Annotated in this window: 16 protein-coding genes; 9 read left to right on the forward strand and 7 right to left on the reverse strand. The window is 61.6% G+C overall.

Annotation, left to right across the window (positions count from 1 at the left end; all coding sequences use genetic code 11):
- Positions 1 to 62: 62 nt before the first annotated feature.
- On the forward strand, positions 63 to 464 hold the full coding sequence (locus ACTAQJ_RS17915; protein ID WP_498698127.1) for a hypothetical protein: 402 nt from the start codon (positions 63 to 65) through the stop codon (positions 462 to 464).
- Between the two features lie 134 nt (positions 465 to 598).
- Complete coding sequence (locus ACTAQJ_RS17920; protein ID WP_216927603.1) at positions 599 to 859, forward strand: GlsB/YeaQ/YmgE family stress response membrane protein; 261 nt, start codon at positions 599 to 601, stop codon at positions 857 to 859.
- Positions 860 to 988: 129 nt separating this feature from the next.
- Here the strand turns inward: ACTAQJ_RS17920 and ACTAQJ_RS17925 are convergent, their stop codons facing one another.
- Together ACTAQJ_RS17925 and ACTAQJ_RS17930 are read right to left on the reverse strand one after the other, a co-directional pair.
- Complete coding sequence (locus ACTAQJ_RS17925; protein WP_498698131.1) at positions 989 to 1,645, reverse strand: hypothetical protein; 657 nt, start codon at positions 1,643 to 1,645, stop codon at positions 989 to 991.
- Between the two features lie 139 nt (positions 1,646 to 1,784).
- A complete protein-coding gene (locus ACTAQJ_RS17930; RefSeq protein WP_431117163.1) occupies positions 1,785 to 2,465 on the reverse strand; it encodes a helix-turn-helix domain-containing protein in 681 nt (226 codons plus the stop codon).
- 177 nt (positions 2,466 to 2,642) lie between these two features.
- Here ACTAQJ_RS17930 and ACTAQJ_RS17935 point away from each other — a divergent pair, with 177 nt between their 5' ends.
- Positions 2,643 to 3,875 (forward strand): hypothetical protein, encoded by a 1,233-nt coding sequence (locus ACTAQJ_RS17935; protein ID WP_498698133.1) that lies wholly within the window; start codon positions 2,643 to 2,645, stop codon positions 3,873 to 3,875.
- Positions 3,876 to 3,905: 30 nt separating this feature from the next.
- Here the strand turns inward: ACTAQJ_RS17935 and ACTAQJ_RS17940 are convergent, their stop codons facing one another.
- Positions 3,906 to 4,367 carry a hypothetical protein gene (locus tag ACTAQJ_RS17940; protein ID WP_498698134.1) on the reverse strand — a complete coding sequence of 154 codons (462 nt, stop codon included), beginning with the start codon at positions 4,365 to 4,367 and terminating at the stop codon, positions 3,906 to 3,908.
- Positions 4,364 to 6,769 (reverse strand): molybdopterin oxidoreductase family protein, encoded by a 2,406-nt coding sequence (locus ACTAQJ_RS17945; RefSeq protein ID WP_498698136.1) that lies wholly within the window; start codon positions 6,767 to 6,769, stop codon positions 4,364 to 4,366. Before ACTAQJ_RS17945 ends, ACTAQJ_RS17940 begins: the two co-directional genes overlap by 4 nt.
- Positions 6,770 to 7,020: 251 nt before the next feature.
- On the opposite strand from ACTAQJ_RS17945, the gene ACTAQJ_RS17950 reads away from it, so the two are divergent.
- The 3 genes from ACTAQJ_RS17950 (at position 7,021) to ACTAQJ_RS17960 (ending at position 8,909) form a co-directional block, all read left to right on the forward strand.
- Positions 7,021 to 7,626: a TasA family protein gene (locus ACTAQJ_RS17950; RefSeq protein WP_431118031.1), complete on the forward strand. Its 606-nt coding sequence runs from the start codon at positions 7,021 to 7,023 to the stop codon at positions 7,624 to 7,626.
- Between the two features lie 205 nt (positions 7,627 to 7,831).
- Positions 7,832 to 8,494: a signal peptidase I gene (locus ACTAQJ_RS17955; RefSeq protein ID WP_498698138.1), complete on the forward strand. Its 663-nt coding sequence runs from the start codon at positions 7,832 to 7,834 to the stop codon at positions 8,492 to 8,494.
- Positions 8,487 to 8,909, forward strand: a complete 423-nt coding sequence (locus ACTAQJ_RS17960) for an Hpt domain-containing protein (RefSeq protein WP_477517637.1) — start codon at positions 8,487 to 8,489, stop codon at positions 8,907 to 8,909. The genes ACTAQJ_RS17955 and ACTAQJ_RS17960 overlap by 8 nt, the downstream gene beginning before the upstream one ends.
- Before the next feature lie 14 nt (positions 8,910 to 8,923).
- Here the strand turns inward: ACTAQJ_RS17960 and ACTAQJ_RS17965 are convergent, their stop codons facing one another.
- A complete protein-coding gene (locus tag ACTAQJ_RS17965; RefSeq protein ID WP_498698143.1) occupies positions 8,924 to 10,192 on the reverse strand; it encodes an MFS transporter in 1,269 nt (422 codons plus the stop codon).
- Positions 10,193 to 10,374: 182 nt separating this feature from the next.
- On the opposite strand from ACTAQJ_RS17965, the gene ACTAQJ_RS17970 reads away from it, so the two are divergent.
- Both ACTAQJ_RS17970 and ACTAQJ_RS17975 read left to right on the forward strand, forming a co-directional pair.
- Positions 10,375 to 11,115 carry an IclR family transcriptional regulator gene (locus tag ACTAQJ_RS17970; protein ID WP_498698144.1) on the forward strand — a complete coding sequence of 247 codons (741 nt, stop codon included), beginning with the start codon at positions 10,375 to 10,377 and terminating at the stop codon, positions 11,113 to 11,115.
- A 110-nt stretch (positions 11,116 to 11,225) separates the two neighbouring features.
- The gene (locus ACTAQJ_RS17975; RefSeq protein WP_498698146.1) at positions 11,226 to 12,413 is read left to right on the forward strand and encodes a 4-hydroxybenzoate 3-monooxygenase; all 1,188 of its coding nucleotides are present in this window, start codon (positions 11,226 to 11,228) and stop codon (positions 12,411 to 12,413) included.
- 123 nt (positions 12,414 to 12,536) lie between these two features.
- On the opposite strand, the gene ACTAQJ_RS17980 is transcribed toward ACTAQJ_RS17975, so the two are convergent.
- Positions 12,537 to 14,414 (reverse strand): HNH endonuclease signature motif containing protein, encoded by a 1,878-nt coding sequence (locus ACTAQJ_RS17980; protein ID WP_498698149.1) that lies wholly within the window; start codon positions 14,412 to 14,414, stop codon positions 12,537 to 12,539.
- 244 nt (positions 14,415 to 14,658) lie between these two features.
- Between ACTAQJ_RS17980 and ACTAQJ_RS17985 the strand changes: the two genes are divergently transcribed.
- On the forward strand, positions 14,659 to 15,414 hold the full coding sequence (locus ACTAQJ_RS17985) for a polyprenol monophosphomannose synthase (RefSeq protein WP_498698151.1): 756 nt from the start codon (positions 14,659 to 14,661) through the stop codon (positions 15,412 to 15,414).
- Between the two features lie 284 nt (positions 15,415 to 15,698).
- Here ACTAQJ_RS17985 and ACTAQJ_RS17990 read toward each other — a convergent pair whose 3' ends face one another.
- Positions 15,699 to 16,205, reverse strand: a complete 507-nt coding sequence (locus ACTAQJ_RS17990; protein ID WP_498698153.1) for a hypothetical protein — start codon at positions 16,203 to 16,205, stop codon at positions 15,699 to 15,701.

Below are 16,205 nucleotides of genomic sequence, written 5' to 3' on the forward strand. Positions count from 1 at the left end.
ATCGTAAGTACACATATAACTAGATAGCCAAGATAGATCTAGTGAATGTGTGGGAGAAGACGATGACAGTCGCGCTGCGTGAACCAAGCTCCACACCAGTGGCTGGCAATACGGTAGACCTTGCTCCGGAACGGGTACTGCCGATGGGCCCAGTCCACTGCGGTTCGCACATGGCTATCTCCGCAGGACCCGGCCATGACTCCATGCAGTGGATCACCGTGGAACCAGTCTGGCCGGAGTGGGCTTGCAGTTGCGGTTTCAGAATGGATATCGACGCCCTGGACCCGGTCAGCGGCGTCTGGGTGGCGGCACTTCGCCGCCAAAGCCTTCAACATGAGCTGGCCATCTCCCAGAACACACTCGCCTTGGCCTTCAAGAAGGCCGTCGACGCCGGAGTCGAGCCCCGGGCTCTTGCCGACGCAGCCGGACTGCCGGTTGGAGAGATCGAATCCCTCCTTCAGTAACAGGGAAGCCTAAACCGTCTGCCCGCCCAGTTGTCGGCATAGTTCGCCGCACAAGCGGGCAGCTAGCAATCAGGCCGATGGCGGCACCCGGTATTGGTGCTGGCCGAGGCCTACGTACGAGAAAAGGGAAACACATGGGAATCATTGGTTGGATTATTTTGGGTTTGATCGCAGGAGCCATTGCCAAGGCCATCATGCCGGGCAGGCAGGGAGGCGGCTGGATCGCGACGCTCCTGCTGGGGATCGTGGGCGCCGTGCTGGGTGGCTGGATCGGTAGTGCCATCTTCAAGGTGGGCATCAACGAATTCTGGTCGATCTCCACTTGGTTGCTCGCAATCGGAGGCGCGCTGATCGTACTGGTTATCTGGGGGTTGGTCACGCGCAGGAAGGCTTGATTTATCGAGCTCCCGGAGGCCCTAACGTTAACGCGTTGGGGCCTCCGGTTTTCGTGTGGGTCTCGCCCTGCCAGCGCTAATCCTGACAGCGCTCGACGGCGACTGGAAGCTTTGGCGCGTTCGGCGGATTCACTTCCGTAGCCCCGTCGGTAGAACGAGTCCTTGCGGATTTAAGGCCAGGATGCGCAAGGCATCCCTTGCGCCGTCTCGATCATGTTCTTCAAGCATGAGCCAAGAGGGATGAAGAGGATCCAGCAACGCTGTGTGGAGTGTTTGGACACGGCTGCGGTCACTGCCCTTTAGTTCTGGCACGACCTTTAGGGCGTCAGTAATGGTTGCAGCCAGTACCGCTGCATCGTCAAGATGGCGACGCCCATCGCGGGAGTCTTCCCTAAATGCTGCGCCCTTCAGGACCAAGGCACCAAGCGTGTTTGGGATGCTGATAGTCACTTGTTCTTTGCCTGTGGTGATCTGGCAGTAGATGGTGCGCTGCAAGGCCTGCGTGCCCGCCGGAAGTCTGAAAATGTCCCGTCCACCAAGGCGCTGCGGAGGCTTGGCAACTCCATGATCGGCGACCATGACATCCACTTGCTCCTGGCCGCGGACAAAGCGGTGTGCTGGGGCGAATCTATCGATGGATTGCCGCAGTTCATAACCGAGTCCGCCCAACGATTCGGTGACCTCGGATGCGGTTACAGCCCCCGTTTCGACATGAAGGACTATGTCTACATCGGCCGTTGGCCGGGTGACCTGCAGGCCGGCCGCGGCCGCATGCAATTGCACCATGAGGCCACCGACCAGCGTCCACTTGCTAGCAGGTAGCGCCTTGGCCAACTCCACGCACTGTGGCCATGGACTTCCCCAACCTCCAACTGGCATGGGTATGTCGAGAGTGGGCCGCTTGCCATGATTCTGGCCGTTTTGGTCATCCATTGAGCAGCTCTTCAAGGACGCGCATGCCAGCGGAACGTTCCCTGGTCGCCAGGGAATCCATGAGGTCCACCGCGATGGCGGCCAAGGGGGTTATCTGCTCCGCGAAAGGTCCAGAGAGCGATGCTTCCCGGATAGTCACGTTTCCACTGGGATCACCGACCATTCCCAGCGCGGCGGCGAGCTTGCTGCCGTCTCCCGACGCTGCGTATCCGTCGAAGAATCCCCCTCCACCGGCCAGCCCGAAGCGGTGGGCGATCTCGTTGTTGCGCAGCGCGGAGCCTGCAGTCGGTATCAGTGCTTCCTGAAGTGCATCGAGGGCAGTTGGCGTGGCCCGATACCGTTTCACTTCTGCACGGTTCCTGGCAAGTTGTTGAACCTCGCCGGCGTTTAGATCGCGGAGGCGACGCGTCAACCGATACCTGCTGGTTGATTCAATCCAGGGTGCCTTGTCTCCGGAGAGCAAGCAGAGTGCAGCCCATGCGGTCTTTGGCGTCCAGAGTCGGCCCGAGCGCTTTCCCGAATCCAGAGCGCGATGCAATGAGGCAGGGTCAATGAGAATCGTGTGGCCCACCATGCCTAGGTCCGTCAGGCGGCCGGTCTTCAGCATTTTACGGACGGCTACGTCGCTGACGCCTAGTCGCTTGGCGGCTTCTCTAGTGGTGACAAGATCCATACTTAAAGGTTCTCATAAAATAACCATTCTGTATATGCTGAATGGTTTTTTCATCAGAACCATTGTGCACCATCCGCAGTCACAAATCCCCCACAGAAACACGAGTGGGGCCCCCTTGGAAAGCTCGGATACGCTGCTTTCGAGTTACACCACATCGCACGCTAAGGGTTATCAACGATGCTCACCTCAGCTGTCGACGGCGCGCCCCGCCGTCGACCGGATCCTGCCCCGAAGACGACTGCAACTGAGCTCGGCGCCCTCGGGACAGCGTTGGGCGCGCTGGCTTCGGTCATCCTGGCGGGAGTGCTCGCACTTGTCCTCCACACGCTGGCGCAGCAATCGCCGCGGCTCGGCACTGCGTTTGAAGGCTGGGCTGCATCAGTCACCAACTCCCCTTTCGCAGCGGCCCGATGGTTCCTGGGCGACATGACCGAGCCCCTGTTCTACAAATCAGAACTGGCGGCATGCGGGTTGCTTACAGGGGCTTTGTTGGCCTGGTTCGCTGGCCGGCGGGGCAAGAACTGGGCCGGCCAGCTGACGTGTGGCACCAGTCTGTGGCCGTGGGTGCTGGCCTCGGCGTCGTTCAGCCTGCTGTTGTCCAACGTAGTTTTCGGCCGGATGCTCGACGACGGATGGCAGCCCACGTTCGTGCCTTTTGTTTGCGTGGCCCCGGCAATGGTCCTGATGTACGGACCCGGTTGGCGGACCTGCGTGACCGGAGCTGTACTCGGCGCCTTCACCATCACGCCCTGCGCGTTGTTGCTGATCCCGACGGTCACCGTGCCGCTGGGACTGCCGCCCGTGGTGGCGAGCGTCCTCGCGATGTCCTTGGGATCAGTACTGGCTTTCCTCATTGCCCGGAAATTGCCCTGGCTTGTCCTACGGAAACCGGCTCGGCGGCTGCAACCCATCCAGCCGCCGTCGGGCCTTAACCCTGTTCTTAAGGACGCTATATGGGCGGCGCGCCGGGTTCTCTCCGACTTCACCGAGACCCAATTCTTCGCCAACGAGCTCGCCAGTGCGGGCATGATCCTTGGCGTCGCGACGGCATTTTTGCTGAATCCTGCGCTGCCCGCGTACGGTTCCAACCTGGTTCCGCACATCCTGTTTGCGCAGGCCCTCACCTCGGCCGTCGGTGTGGTTCTTTGGCGCGGCTGGTTCAGCAATGGTGGGCGGGCGGCCACCTACGCGTCGCTCGTCTCAGTGGCGCCGGCCGCCGTGCTCGCCTACGACGGCTCGTGGTGGAGCATCATCGGCGGCGCATTGCTTGGGGCCGTGCTTGCTCCTCCCGTCGCCAGAGCTGTTTCGGCCCGGCTACCGGAGGGCTTCCACCCGGTGATCGGCAACACCGCCGCCATGGCCATTTCGACGGCGGTCACCCTTCCGATCCTGGGGCTGCTGCCCCACTGACTTAGCCCGCGACTGGCTTAGTCTGCGGGTTCAGTCTGCGACCAGCAGTGCCTGAGGCGCGGCCTGCTTCATTCGGGTTTTCAACCAGCTGAGCTGGATTTCGGTCTCTTTGTGGCATTGCTCGACGACGGCGAGCAGCTCGGCGTCGCGAAGTGCGGATCCGGCTTGATTCATCACAGTCCACGTGACATCGACCAAGCTGGCCAGCAGGTACAGGTCCTGCAGGTCGCGAAGGAGGCCGACAGGGCCGCTTCGGGTTTCTGACAAGCCCTCGGCGTGGAGCCTCTCGGGCTCGTGGTCGGATGTGTCCTTGCCGTACCGCTCCACTATTGGGAGGAGGAGCTCCCCGTGCTTGTCGCACTGCTTGGCCAATGTCTGGCAGAGGAAATGTACGTCGGGCTCCGCGCCATGGCCATCAGAGACCTGCCGGAACGACTCGGCCAGGGTGGCTTCGCCCTGATGCAGTAGACCCAGGTAGATGTTGAGGTTCATTGTTGTTGTCCTGCCTGCCGGGAAGCGGTGGTGTTGGGCGCAGGAGCCGGTCCATCGCCGTCGCGGATTTTCTCCACTTTCACCGCGGCATTCTTGAAAAGCGGCTGCTTTGATACGGGATCCCATTCAGTGATGGTCAGCTCGTTGGCAGCAGTCTTCCGTGAACCCTGGGCAGAATCTGACGGGTCGGACGGCATCGTCGAGTCCCAGTATCCATAGTGGAAAGGGGCAAAAACCGTTCCGGGCCGGACGCCGCTGACCCGAGCCGGGGCTTCTATTAGGCCGCGCCGGGACGACACACGGACGATGTCGCCTTCCGTGATCCCCAGCGCGGAAGCGTCCTCGACCGAGAGTTCCACCCACATCCTTGGTGCCGCTGCGTTGAGTGTCCGGGAACGTCCCGTCTTGGTCCGTGTGTGGAAGTGATACGCCGTCCGACCGGTGGTATACCGGAGCGGGTAGTCGTCGTCCGGTTCTTCGTGAGGTGGATGGTACTTGGTTGTTTTGAGCCAGGCGCGGCCTTTGGGCATCTTGGTGCGGTAGGTTTCCGGCTCCACTTCGGCCCCTGTCAAGAGGTCGTGACCGTAGTTCTCGCAATAGTCAGGATCGCTGGGAAAAACCCCGTCCGTATAGAGGCGAGTGGTGCCGTCCGGGTTTTGTTCATTGCAGGGCCACGGGATCCCGCTGCCACCACGGAGTTTCGAATAACTCAGTCCTGAGTAGTCGCAAGGGCGTCCGCGCGAGCACTCTTTCCAAGCTTCGAAGGCGTCTTCCGGGCCCTCCCACGTCAACAAGGGCGTGCCGTCCAGGGTGGTGAAGCCCATTCGGTTGGAGTAGTCCAGGAAAATATCCAGATCGCTGCGGGCGTCCCCGGGCGGGTCTACGGCTTTGTCAGAGATGTGAACGACGCGGGAAGCGTTGGTGAATGTCCCTGTCTTTTCGCCCCACGCGGCGGCGGGGAGGACGACGTCGGCCATGCTGGCGGTTTCTGTTAGGTATAGATCCTGCACCACCAGGAACAGTTCCGGCTTAGCCAGGATCTCCCGTATCCGGCGCAGCTCGGGCAGGGAGACCGCAGGGTTCGTAGCCGAGACCCAAAGGAAATTGATGGATCCTTGCTCGGCGTAGCGGAAGATTTGCATGGCATGGGTTGGGGGTGCCCAGTGGGGAATGATCGCGGGATCCACGTTCCACAGGGAGGCCAGTTCTTCAACGTGTTTCGGATTGTGCCAGTTACGGAAGCCCGGAAGGTCGCCGTCGGCCCCGCATTCGCGGTTGTTTTGTGCTGTCGGCTGCCCATTCATCTGTAGAAGGCCAGCTCCTGGCCGCCCGAGCATGCCGCGCAACAGATGCAGATTGTTGACCTGGCAGGAGGAAGCTGTGGCCTGGGATGACTGGTAGAACCCTTGCAAAACGGTGGAAAGAACCCGGTCCGAGGTGCCGAAGATGCGGGCGGCCTTCCTGATGTCGTGGGCGCTGACACCGCACACCTCGGCAGCAGCCTCGGGCGTCCATTCCTCCACAGCGGATTTCAGCTCGTCGTAACCGAGCGTGTGGTCCTGAATGTAAGCAGGATCCTCCCAGCCGTTCTGCAGGACCTCCCGGACCAGGGCGTGCATGAGCGCGAGATTGGTCCCTGGCCGCACTGCCAGATGCACGTCGGCAAAACGCGCGGCCTCTGTATTTCTCGGGTCGACGCACACGAGTTTTGGCGGGGTTGGTCCCGAAAGTCGGTCCAGGATGCGGGCCCAGAGAACGGTCTGGGTCTCTGGCATGTTGTGACCATAAAGGAAGATGGCATCGCAATTGTCGATGTCCTCATACGCGCCAGGCTGACCATCGGCGCCAAAGGTTTCCTTGAGCGCGGATGCCGCTGTCGCAGTACAAAGGCGGGTGTTGCCGTCCATGTGGGGTGTCCCGATGCCGGCCTTCCCTATCACGCCCAAGGCGTAGTACTCCTCAAGGAACAGCTGGCCGCTGGTGTAGAAGCCATGGCTGAGGGGGCCCTTCTCCTTCAAGAGTTGCTTGCTGCGTTCCACGATCCGCTTCATGGCCGTGTCCCAATCAGTTGGGACCAATTCGCCGCCCTCGCGGATCAATGGCTGGGTGAGCCGGTCCTTGTTGGAGACACCCTGCCAGCTTGCGAAAAGGCCTTTCGGCCCTAGGCGCCCCTTGTTGATGCGGTCGTCAGCACGGCCGCGAATGCCCACCATGGCTCCGTCCTTAACGGCAATATCGCAGCCGCAGCCATTGCTGCACAGCACGCAGGCGGACTGGACCCAGTGGTCGACGTCGCCTTCGGTGAGGCCTTCCTGGAGGGCGTAGTCCACGCGGGAGGGCCAGTCAGCTTCACGCGCGAACGGCGTCCTCGCGCCCCAAATATCGGTAATGCGATCCACCATGATCCCACCTCTGTGTTTAGCGTTGGCCTTTCGTTACAGGATTATCAGCTTGCTTATTATCAGTCCAGAGCGCCGCTTCCTGCGCTTGGGAAAGGAATAAGGATTCTTGATCTTTTCCTGAGCAAGTGTTGATGGATTGCAGGAGTGGTTCTTGATCCGGGCCCGGCACAGTGTTTCTTGTCAGCCACTCAGGGCCGGCAAACGAAACGGCCGGCCGGAAGCGGTGGCCTCCCGAAAGGACACTGATTCCCATGGCCATCAGCCTCAAGACAACCTCCGGCAAGGTCCTCGCTTCCGTCGCACTGCTCGGCACCGCAGCCGCCGTCGCCGGCATGGGAACCTACGGCGCGTTCACCTCCTCCACCTCGGCCAGCCAGCAAGTCACCGCCGGCACCGTCACCATCGCCCTGGGCACCGGCGCGAACAACACCCTCAACGTCCCCATCGCAGGCCTGCTGCCCGGAGACAAAGTCGAAAAGCTCGTCACCCTGGCCAACACCGGCAACTCGGACCTGAACAACGTCACCCTCACCACCTCCGCCGGCGCCACCGCCTCACTGCTCACCACGGATGTGACCAACGGCCTGCAGCTGACCATCGAGAACTGCTCCGTCGCCTGGACCGGCGCCGCAGCCCCCTACACCTGCACCGGCACCAAAACCACGGTCATGGCCGCCGCCCCGGTGATCACCGCGAACAAAGTCCTGAACAACCTGACCGCCCTGACCCCGGCCAAAACCGACTACCTCAAAGTCACCACCGCGTTCCCCACCACCGCCAACGACACCTTCCAAGGCGCCACCAGCACCATCGCCTTCGCCTTCACCGGCACCCAACGCACCGAAACCACCAAGTAAGACCAACGCTGTAACACCAGCCAAGTAGCACCACCTCAAAAGAATCACCACAGAGCCCCGCCGGGCCTGGTCGGGCGCCCCCCTGCCCGATCAGGTCCGCCGGTATTTCCTGAGCCAGACTTGAGGATTTCCCGCAGGAAGCCTGAGCCAGATGGCCCAGACTTTCGATCAGAAGATAACCAACAACGGAAGGAACGCCAGGACCATGAGCGCACTGACCAGCATCAGCGGACCCGCCCTCAAGGGCCGGCGTTCAGCCGCAGCCGTCGGAACCTCCGCTAAAGCCATCGCGGCACCGGGTACGTTTCGCCGTATCGCTACGAAGACGATGAAATTCCTCGGTTTCAGCATGCTGGCCACGGCGGCCTTGGTTTTCCTCTTCCTGGCGATCGGACCGCGCATCCTGGGCTACCAAACCTCCACGATGCTGACAGGGTCGATGGCGCCGTTGATCAACCCGGGGGATGTCGTCGTCACCGTTCCGACGCCGATCACCGACATCAAGGTGGGCGACATCATCACCTACCACATTCCCGTGGAAGACCAGCGGGTGGAGACCCATCGCATCACTGAGGTCACCACAACAGCCGATGGCGGCGTGGCTGTCCAGACCAAGGGCGACGCGAATAATGGCATCGATCCGTGGATCGCCACCCTGCAGGGCAAAGCGGTGGATAAGCAGATCGCGACCATCCCTTACGTCGGGAATGCCATCCGCGCCCTCCGCGAACCACTCGTCCTGAACATCCTGATGTACGGTGCGCCCGGGATCCTGGTCATCGGGATGCTCGCGTCCATCTGGCGGAGGAACCCCAGCAAATCAACGCCGGAAGATGCCGCGCAGCCACAAGCAGCCAGCCATGACTGACGAGGCAGACGGTCAGGTTCCGGCTCTGGAACCGTGCAGGTTGCAGGCCTTGGCCGATGAGATGGGAGACCCCACCCCGGCCTTGCGTTTTCTCTCCACTTACCTTTCGATGTTGCCGGGCAGGCTACTGAGGATCTCCAACGGCCTCTGCCAACACGACGCCGATGCCAGCATGGATGCTGTGCTGAGCCTGAAGATCTCCTCGGCAATGGTGGGCGCGCTTGAGACAGAGGATCAGTGCAAGGCCATCGAGTCGATGATCCGCGAGGAACACTTCGACTACGCCGTCCAGGCACTTCCGGCGCTCCGGCAATACACCGATCGCTGCTACGCGGCCGGACCGCAGCTGTTGGGCAAGGCCCGCGAGTCGCTTCACCCACAGCCCGGAAAGTTGGACGGCCAGCTGAGCACTTAGCGCCGTGCCGTCGGTTACCGTTCTCCCGCCGGCACGGGCTCAGGACTTTTGACCTGATGGGGCACCAGGAACAGCGCTGCTACAGCCAAGAGTCCCGCTGCGGCGAACACGTAGAAGCCGGCGGGATAGGCAATATTTGCGGCCACCAGGGTTCCAGTCACGGCAGGACCAACGATCGCGCCAAGGCGTCCGACGCCGGCAGCGAACCCAAGTGCCGTTCCCCGGAGTCGGGCCGGAAACAGCTGGCTGACCCATGCGTAAACCAGAACCTGCGAGCTGAAGACGAAGACGCCGGTGACAAATACCGCGGCGTTGAGCAGGAACTCACTCTGGATCTTCACGCTGAGGACGGCCAGGAACACTGCTGAAAGCCCGAACCACAGCAGCACGATCTTCTTGGTTCCATGCCGGTCGGCAAGAATTCCGGCCAAAACCAGCCCGCCCACGGCGCCGAGGTTGAGGACCAGCAGCAGCGTCAGGCCCGTGCTCACGGTGTAGCCCGCAGCTGCCATCAACTGCGGCAGCCAGGTGTTCAAGCCATAAACCAGCAACAATCCCATGAACGACGCGATGCCAATTCCCACGGCCACCAGCGGATACGGCTTCTGCAGGAGGTCGCGGAACCCGGTTTTTTGCTTGCCGTCTGTGGAATGCACGACGCCGGGAGCCGCCTTTGTTGTTTCGTCCACCTTCACGGGTGCTGCTTCAGGAAGTGACTCCGGCAATTTCGCCCACAGGAATGGCAGGAGCGCCAGCCCGGCAACGCCGCCAATGATAAACATCAGGCGCCAGTTGGGGACCACAAGGATGGCCAGGAACGCTGTCGCCACAGCACCTACGTGGTAGCCGGTCATTGTCCGCGTGGTCGACTTTCCGGCTGAGCCTGCGGGAGCGTAATCGTTCATGTACGCAAGGGCGGCGGGAAGGCAGGCGCCCAGCCCAAGGCCTGCCAGCAGGCGAAGTATGGAGAAAACCGCCACGTTGGGCGCGAAGGCGACTCCGATCGTGAAGAGCGAGAAGCCGGCCACACAGGCGATCAGGAGCTTCCGCCTGCCGAACTTGTCGGATAGCGGGGCGATAAAGAGTGCGCCGAGCCCCACGCCTACCAAGGAAATAGTTGCAGCGAAGGTGGCTCCAACGGCGTCAAAGCCTATATCGCCGGTCTTGATGAGCGTTGGGATAACGGTCCCCAGGACCACCAGGTCGAAGCCGTCCAAGACCATGGCTAACCAACACAGCCAGACTGGCCATTGTGAGCGGCGGGCAGATGTCATCGTTGGCATAGTGTCCTCGGGAGTTCTCTTTCGGAGTGAATGTGGCCAGCAGAACGGCCGGTCAGTTATGAGAGTTGTATCACCGGCGGGAGTAACCTGAGGCACGTTCTACCATTGAATGGAAGGCGTCACTCGCGCTCGTCTGGTTAGAAGACGCGTTTGGCAGAAGAACCGCAGCAAAGGAGCGCATCGTGGCCAACTCAGCATCCGGTGACTCCGTGGTGGATCGCGTAGTTCGGGTTATTGAGGCCTTTCCCGAAGGCGCCACCTCGCTGCAACTGACGGAACTCGCCGACAGGTCCGGCCTCCCGTTGTCGTCCGCCCACCGGCTGGTCCGGCAACTCTCCGAGCATGGCTTGCTGGAACTTGGTGCTGGCGGGAACGTTCGACTGGGGCTCCGGTTATGGGAACTGGTCAACAGAAATTCGCCCACGCTCGCACTCCGTCAAGCGGCCATGCCCTTCATGGAGGACATTCAGCAAGTCTTGAATCAGAACGTGAACCTGGCCGTGCTTGAAGGCTGGGAGGCGCTGTTCGTGGAGCGGCTTTCACGCCGCGGCTCGGTTGCCAACCGTGCACGCGTTGCCGGTCGCATGCCGGTCCACATTTCCTCCGCCGGCCTGGCGCTGATGGCACACCAGTCCCGCGAATTACAGGCGGAGTACCTCGAGCGGTTCCACGACCCGGAAGGAAAGGTGACTTCCGACGTCGTACGCCACCTGTTGGCTGAGGCTGCGCAGCTGGGCTATGCGCAGCTGGCTGGCGTGGTCGATCCGGACACCTGGGGCATCGCCGTCCCCGTGATGAACGGGAAGCGGCGAGCGGTCGCGGCCCTTGGCGTCGTGGTGCCCTTGGCTGAGATGCGCCTGCAGGCCCTTGTTCCGGCGTTACAGACCGCTGCGCGGGGGATAGGCCGCCAACTTAGGGATTGACGTGAAGTTTCCGTTCAACGGAATTCATGTAACACCGGTCACGCAGCTCGCGCCACACTGATTCCAGGCTCATCCCGTCCCAGCGGGACCGCAACGAAGCGAGGAACACCATGGCACGTACTACCGTCACCACTCAAGTCGCCATCATGGGTGCAGGACCCGCAGGGCTCATGCTCTCCCACTTGCTGGCCAAGCAAGGCATCGAATCCGTGGTGGTGGAGGTCCGCAGCCACGAACAAATCCATCAAACTGTTCGCGCAGGCATCCTGGAGCATGGCACTGTCAACCTGCTGGTGGACTCCGGCGTCTCAGACCGGGTGCTCCGCGAAGGTGACCGGCACGATGGCATCGAGTTGCGGTTCAATGGCGAAAGCCACCGCATCAACTTCAAGGAGTTGGTGGGTGAATCCGTGTGGCTGTACCCACAAACGGACGTTTTCGCCGACCTCGCTGCGCGACGCGAGGCCGACGGCGGCGGCGTTCGATACAGCGTCACGGACACCACGGTTCACGATCTCGAGGGCAAACCGAAAGTCTGGTTCACCGATTCCGACGGGCAGGAGTTCGAGATCCAGGCCGACTTCCTCGTTGGCGCTGACGGGTCTCGCAGCCACTGCCGCTTCCAGATCCCCGAAGCCAACCGAAAGTGGTTCTTCCACGAATACCCGTTCGCCTGGTTCGGTATCCTGGCCCGGGCTCCACGCAGCTCCGACGAGCTGATCTATGCCAACTCCGAGCACGGTTTCGCCTTGATCAGCCAGCGGACCGAGACAGTGCAGCGCATGTACTTCCAGTGCGACCCCAAGGAAAACGTGGCAGACTGGAACGACGAACGCATCTGGTCCGAGTTCCGCAAACGCGTAAACGGCAACGGATTTGAGCTCAACGAAGGCCCTGTCCTGGAAAAGATGGTCCTGCCGTTCCGAAGCTTCGTCCACACTCCTATGCGCCACGGCAATCTTTTCCTTGCCGGCGATGCCGCACATACCGTCCCGCCCACCGGCGCCAAGGGCCTTAACCTCGCGATACACGACGTGAAGGTGTTGTTCGAAGGCTTCGACTCCTTCTACTCCAACGGTTCCACCACACTGCTGGATTCCTACAGCGACCGCGCCCTGGACCGTGTTTGGAAGGCCCAGCATTTCTCTTACTGGATGACCTCCATGCTGCATACCGTTCCCGGCGCCGACGACTTTGACCGCGCCCGCCAACTGGGCGAGCTGCACTCCGTGGTCTCGTCCGAGCACGCCAAGGCGTACCTGGCTGAGTCATACACGGGCTGGCCGACGTCGCGGTAATGCTTCGTCGCGGCTGAGCTTACCGGCGGGGCGTAGTTTTAGAGCGCTCGACGGCGGGCTGTCACTTCTCGCGCTGTCACCCTACGGCGAGGCAGCCGGGGCGCGATTGAACGCGACACACTCTTATGTTCTGAGGGGTGTGTGGTGGTGGTTGCGTCGGGGTGTTTGTTTGGGGTCGATGTGTGGTGGTGGGGTGAACCAGGGCACGCCGGTGGTCATGTCGATCCGCCATTGTTCTTTGTGGATGACGTGGTGGTGGTGGCTGCAGAGCAGGGTGCCATTTTCGGTTCCTGTGGTGCCGCCGTGTGACCAGTAGGTGATGTGGTGGGCTTCGCACCAGGGGGCGGGCATGGTGCAGTCGGGGAAGGCGCAGCCGCCGTCGCGGGCGGTGATGGCTTTGCGGATGTGGGGTGGGAAGATCCGGGTGGTGCGGCCGATGTCCAGGACGCGGGAGTCGCTGCCGAGCAGGACGGGAAGGATGTCCGCGTCGCAGGCGATTTTGCGGATGGTGTTCGGGTGCATCGGACCCAGGAACGTTGCTGTGCCGGTGCTGAGCCGGGAGTGGTCGGTGCGTCGTTCGAAGAGGTCGCGTTCGTCGATGGTGAGGGTGAGTTGGGGTCGGAGTCCGCCGTTGGCTGGCAGTTTCCCGGTCGTCATCGCGACGGCACAGGCTCCGACGAGTCCGTCGAGGAGTTTCATGGGGCGGGAACGCCGGTCCAGATCCGGGCCGGTTGTGTTCCCGCTGCTGCTCTCCCCGTTCCCGTCGCCACTCCCGTCACCGCTCTCGTCGCCGTCGCCGGTGGTTTCCCCATGGCAGACGGCTGCATTGTTCCCGGTGCCCATGCTGTGTCCGGTGGTGAGTCGGGGGTTGGTGGCGACGTTCATGGCGGTGGCCAGGGTTTCGTATTGTTCTGCGGTGGCGAAGATTTCGATGTGGTGCAGCCCGTGGCGGCGTCGACGGCGGAAGAACGCGCCTTGGAGTTGGCGGAGAACTTCTTCGGACGGTTCAGGACCGTCTTGGTCGATCGAATCGACCCAGCGTTTGGCCATTTTGGTGACGAAGTCCGGGTCGGATTCAACGGCCGTGGCGGTGAGGGCGTGTTCCATCCGGGCGAGGGTGCCGTCATCAGTGAGGAGCCGTACTTTGTCCAAGGCGGCGCTGATGATGCTCGCAGACCGGGTGGGTATTTGTGTGGTTTCGAGGGCTTCGGCGAGGATTTCGCGGCGGGCCGGGATGTGTTGTCCGGCGATTCCGGTCCGGGGGAGGACCTCGGAGGCAAGTGCGAGCCGGCGGGTGGCTTCGCTTTTGCTGATCCGCAGACCGGCGCGGAGGAATTCCGCGGCGTTCCGGTAGCCGTCATCGGCCACCGCAGCAGCGTCTGCCGCGGTAACAGCCCCGACTGAGTCCGTGCCTGTGGTTCCGGGGTCGGTCCAGCCTGTCTGCCATCCCGTGCCCGCCGCTGATGAAGGCCGTGCCTGCCGGGCCTGCGTGCGGGTCCGCTCCACGGCGTGCGCCGCGATGACCTGCAGGTACTCCACAGTGCGGGAGATCTCCTCCACCCGCCCGGCGAATCCCGCAGCCTCGGCAAACCCGAATGCCGGGACACCGGCCACAGTGGCCGAACGCAGATTTTCCAACGCCTGAGCGCTTTCAGCCAGCGCATCCCCAAGTGCCAGCGCACGGTCAAGCCCAAGGAAATCGTCAGAGCCCTTGGAACCATTAAGCCCAGGGGAAACGCTCAGCCCCGAGGAAACAGACTCGACGTCAGGCCCAACTTCAGGCTCGACGTCATCAGGGTCAGAGAAGGGCCCTGGTTCAATGCCGCGAAGCAGCCAAATGCCCCTGGGGTTGTCCGAACCGGTGACTGCCGCAGTCGGGCTTTCACAGCCGGCTTGGCCGCTGGCAGGACCGGCGTGGCTTCCTCGGGGAACACGCCGAGGGCGCAACGCGGCGCCAGACATCGCTGCCCGACGCGCCAACATCTCCCCAATGCTTCCCATGAATAAACCCTCTCACCAGGGTCTGACATTTTTAGGGCCGAGCGCCGCTACCCTTTGGGTGCCGCAAGCTTCCCAACCGTCTCGATGGATCAAACATGTGTCCAGTGTCAGACATTTTCGGCCCACGGATTGGCGTGGGCCCGGTTTTAGATTGCCCCTGCGATATCAATAGACTGACCCGGCCCGGACATGTGCAGTTCAGCACGGACCGGGCGCTTTCTGAAACCGAATTGGGGACCATATTTTGACCACTACAGCGCCAAAAATCACCGTTGTCGTACCGACTTACAATGAGCGGGAGAATCTTCCGCTACTGACGTCCCAGCTTGATTCACTGGGCATTCCGAATCTCCACGTGCTCATTGTCGATGACGATTCCCCAGATGGGACAGGGGAGGTCGCAGACAGGTTGGCAAAGCAATCGAATGGCGCCGTTTCCGTGCTGCATCGGGCTGAAAAGGATGGTTTGGGCCGAGCTTACGTGGCTGGGATGACCCGGGCGTTGGCACAAGATGCAGAAATTGTCATCCAAATGGACGCTGATTTATCCCATCCGGTGGCAGCAATCCCAACCATGATTGACAAGATTCTGAAGGAGAATGCCGACGTTGTTATCGGCTCGCGCTATATTGCCGGGGGCTCTACGGCGTCGGAATGGCCCTGGCACCGAAAGGCACTGTCCGCTTGGGCCAACTTCTACGTGAGCGTAATCCTCGGGCTGAAAGTGAAGGACTGCACGGCCGGGTATAAAGCCTGGAGTGCTTTAGCCCTCGGCCTCATTGACGTCTCAACGATCAAGAGTGATGGCTATTCCTTCCAAGTCGAGATGAACTACAGGGCCGCTCAGCGGGCCCTTGAGATCACCGAGGTGCCCATTCATTTTGAAGAACGCGTGGAGGGGGCTTCCAAAATGAATCTCCGGGAGCAGCTTGAATCTGCGCTGACGCCATGGAAGCTTCGCCTGAAACGTGATAGTCCCGTTCTAGTGCCCAAGAGCTAGGAGCCTGCTGAATTAGCGGGTGGTTGGGGCGGGCGGAACGCCACCAATGGCCGTCTAGCGGCGTGTTCTGGTCAGCACCCTTGGGTGCGACAACGGGGTCGTTCCGCCCGCTTACCAGTATTCTGCCTCAGATCCCGGGCTTCATCCAGCGATTTTTATCGATGGCCCCGGCGGACAGTGCCTGCGGTTGGATAGGAACAGTCGTAACAACCAGCCCCACGAATCCAGCCGACGCACCCAACCCAGCGACTGATTCAGCAGCCTCCTCGCCAGGCAGCCCCGCCTTATCGTCCGCCGTACAGTGCCGCCTCCAGCAGCCGGTCAAAGCTGGCAGTTCCACTGCTCACAGGAGCAACGGTAATGACCGCGAGCAGCTTTTCGGAGGCATCTTCCTTGGCACTTGCGACCCTTTTCACCTGCAGCTGCAAACCGGGAACTCCGTTGATCAAGAGTGGAAGCTGCTCGCCACTCTTGATCAATTTCCGCAGCTGCTTTGTGGAGATTTTGTCGTTGGCGCTGCCTGTCATCTCCGTGATGGTGTCGTTGATCCGTTTGGCCAACCCTCGCAGCAGGCTTTTCTGGGCTGCGATCGTGGGAATGGTGAGAATCGCTGCGAAGGCTGGCGTGAATATCAACGCTGGACCGACGCTTCTCAGGGCGGGCATGAAGATCATCAGGATCAGCCACAGGATCACAGCAAGGATGCTGAAAGTGACGAATTTGATGATGGGTTTGTCGCCTGGTTTCCTCACCCAGCGCACGATTTCAACAGCGTCCGACGTGTTTTCCAT

Source organism: Arthrobacter sp. alpha11c (assembly GCF_054149985.1).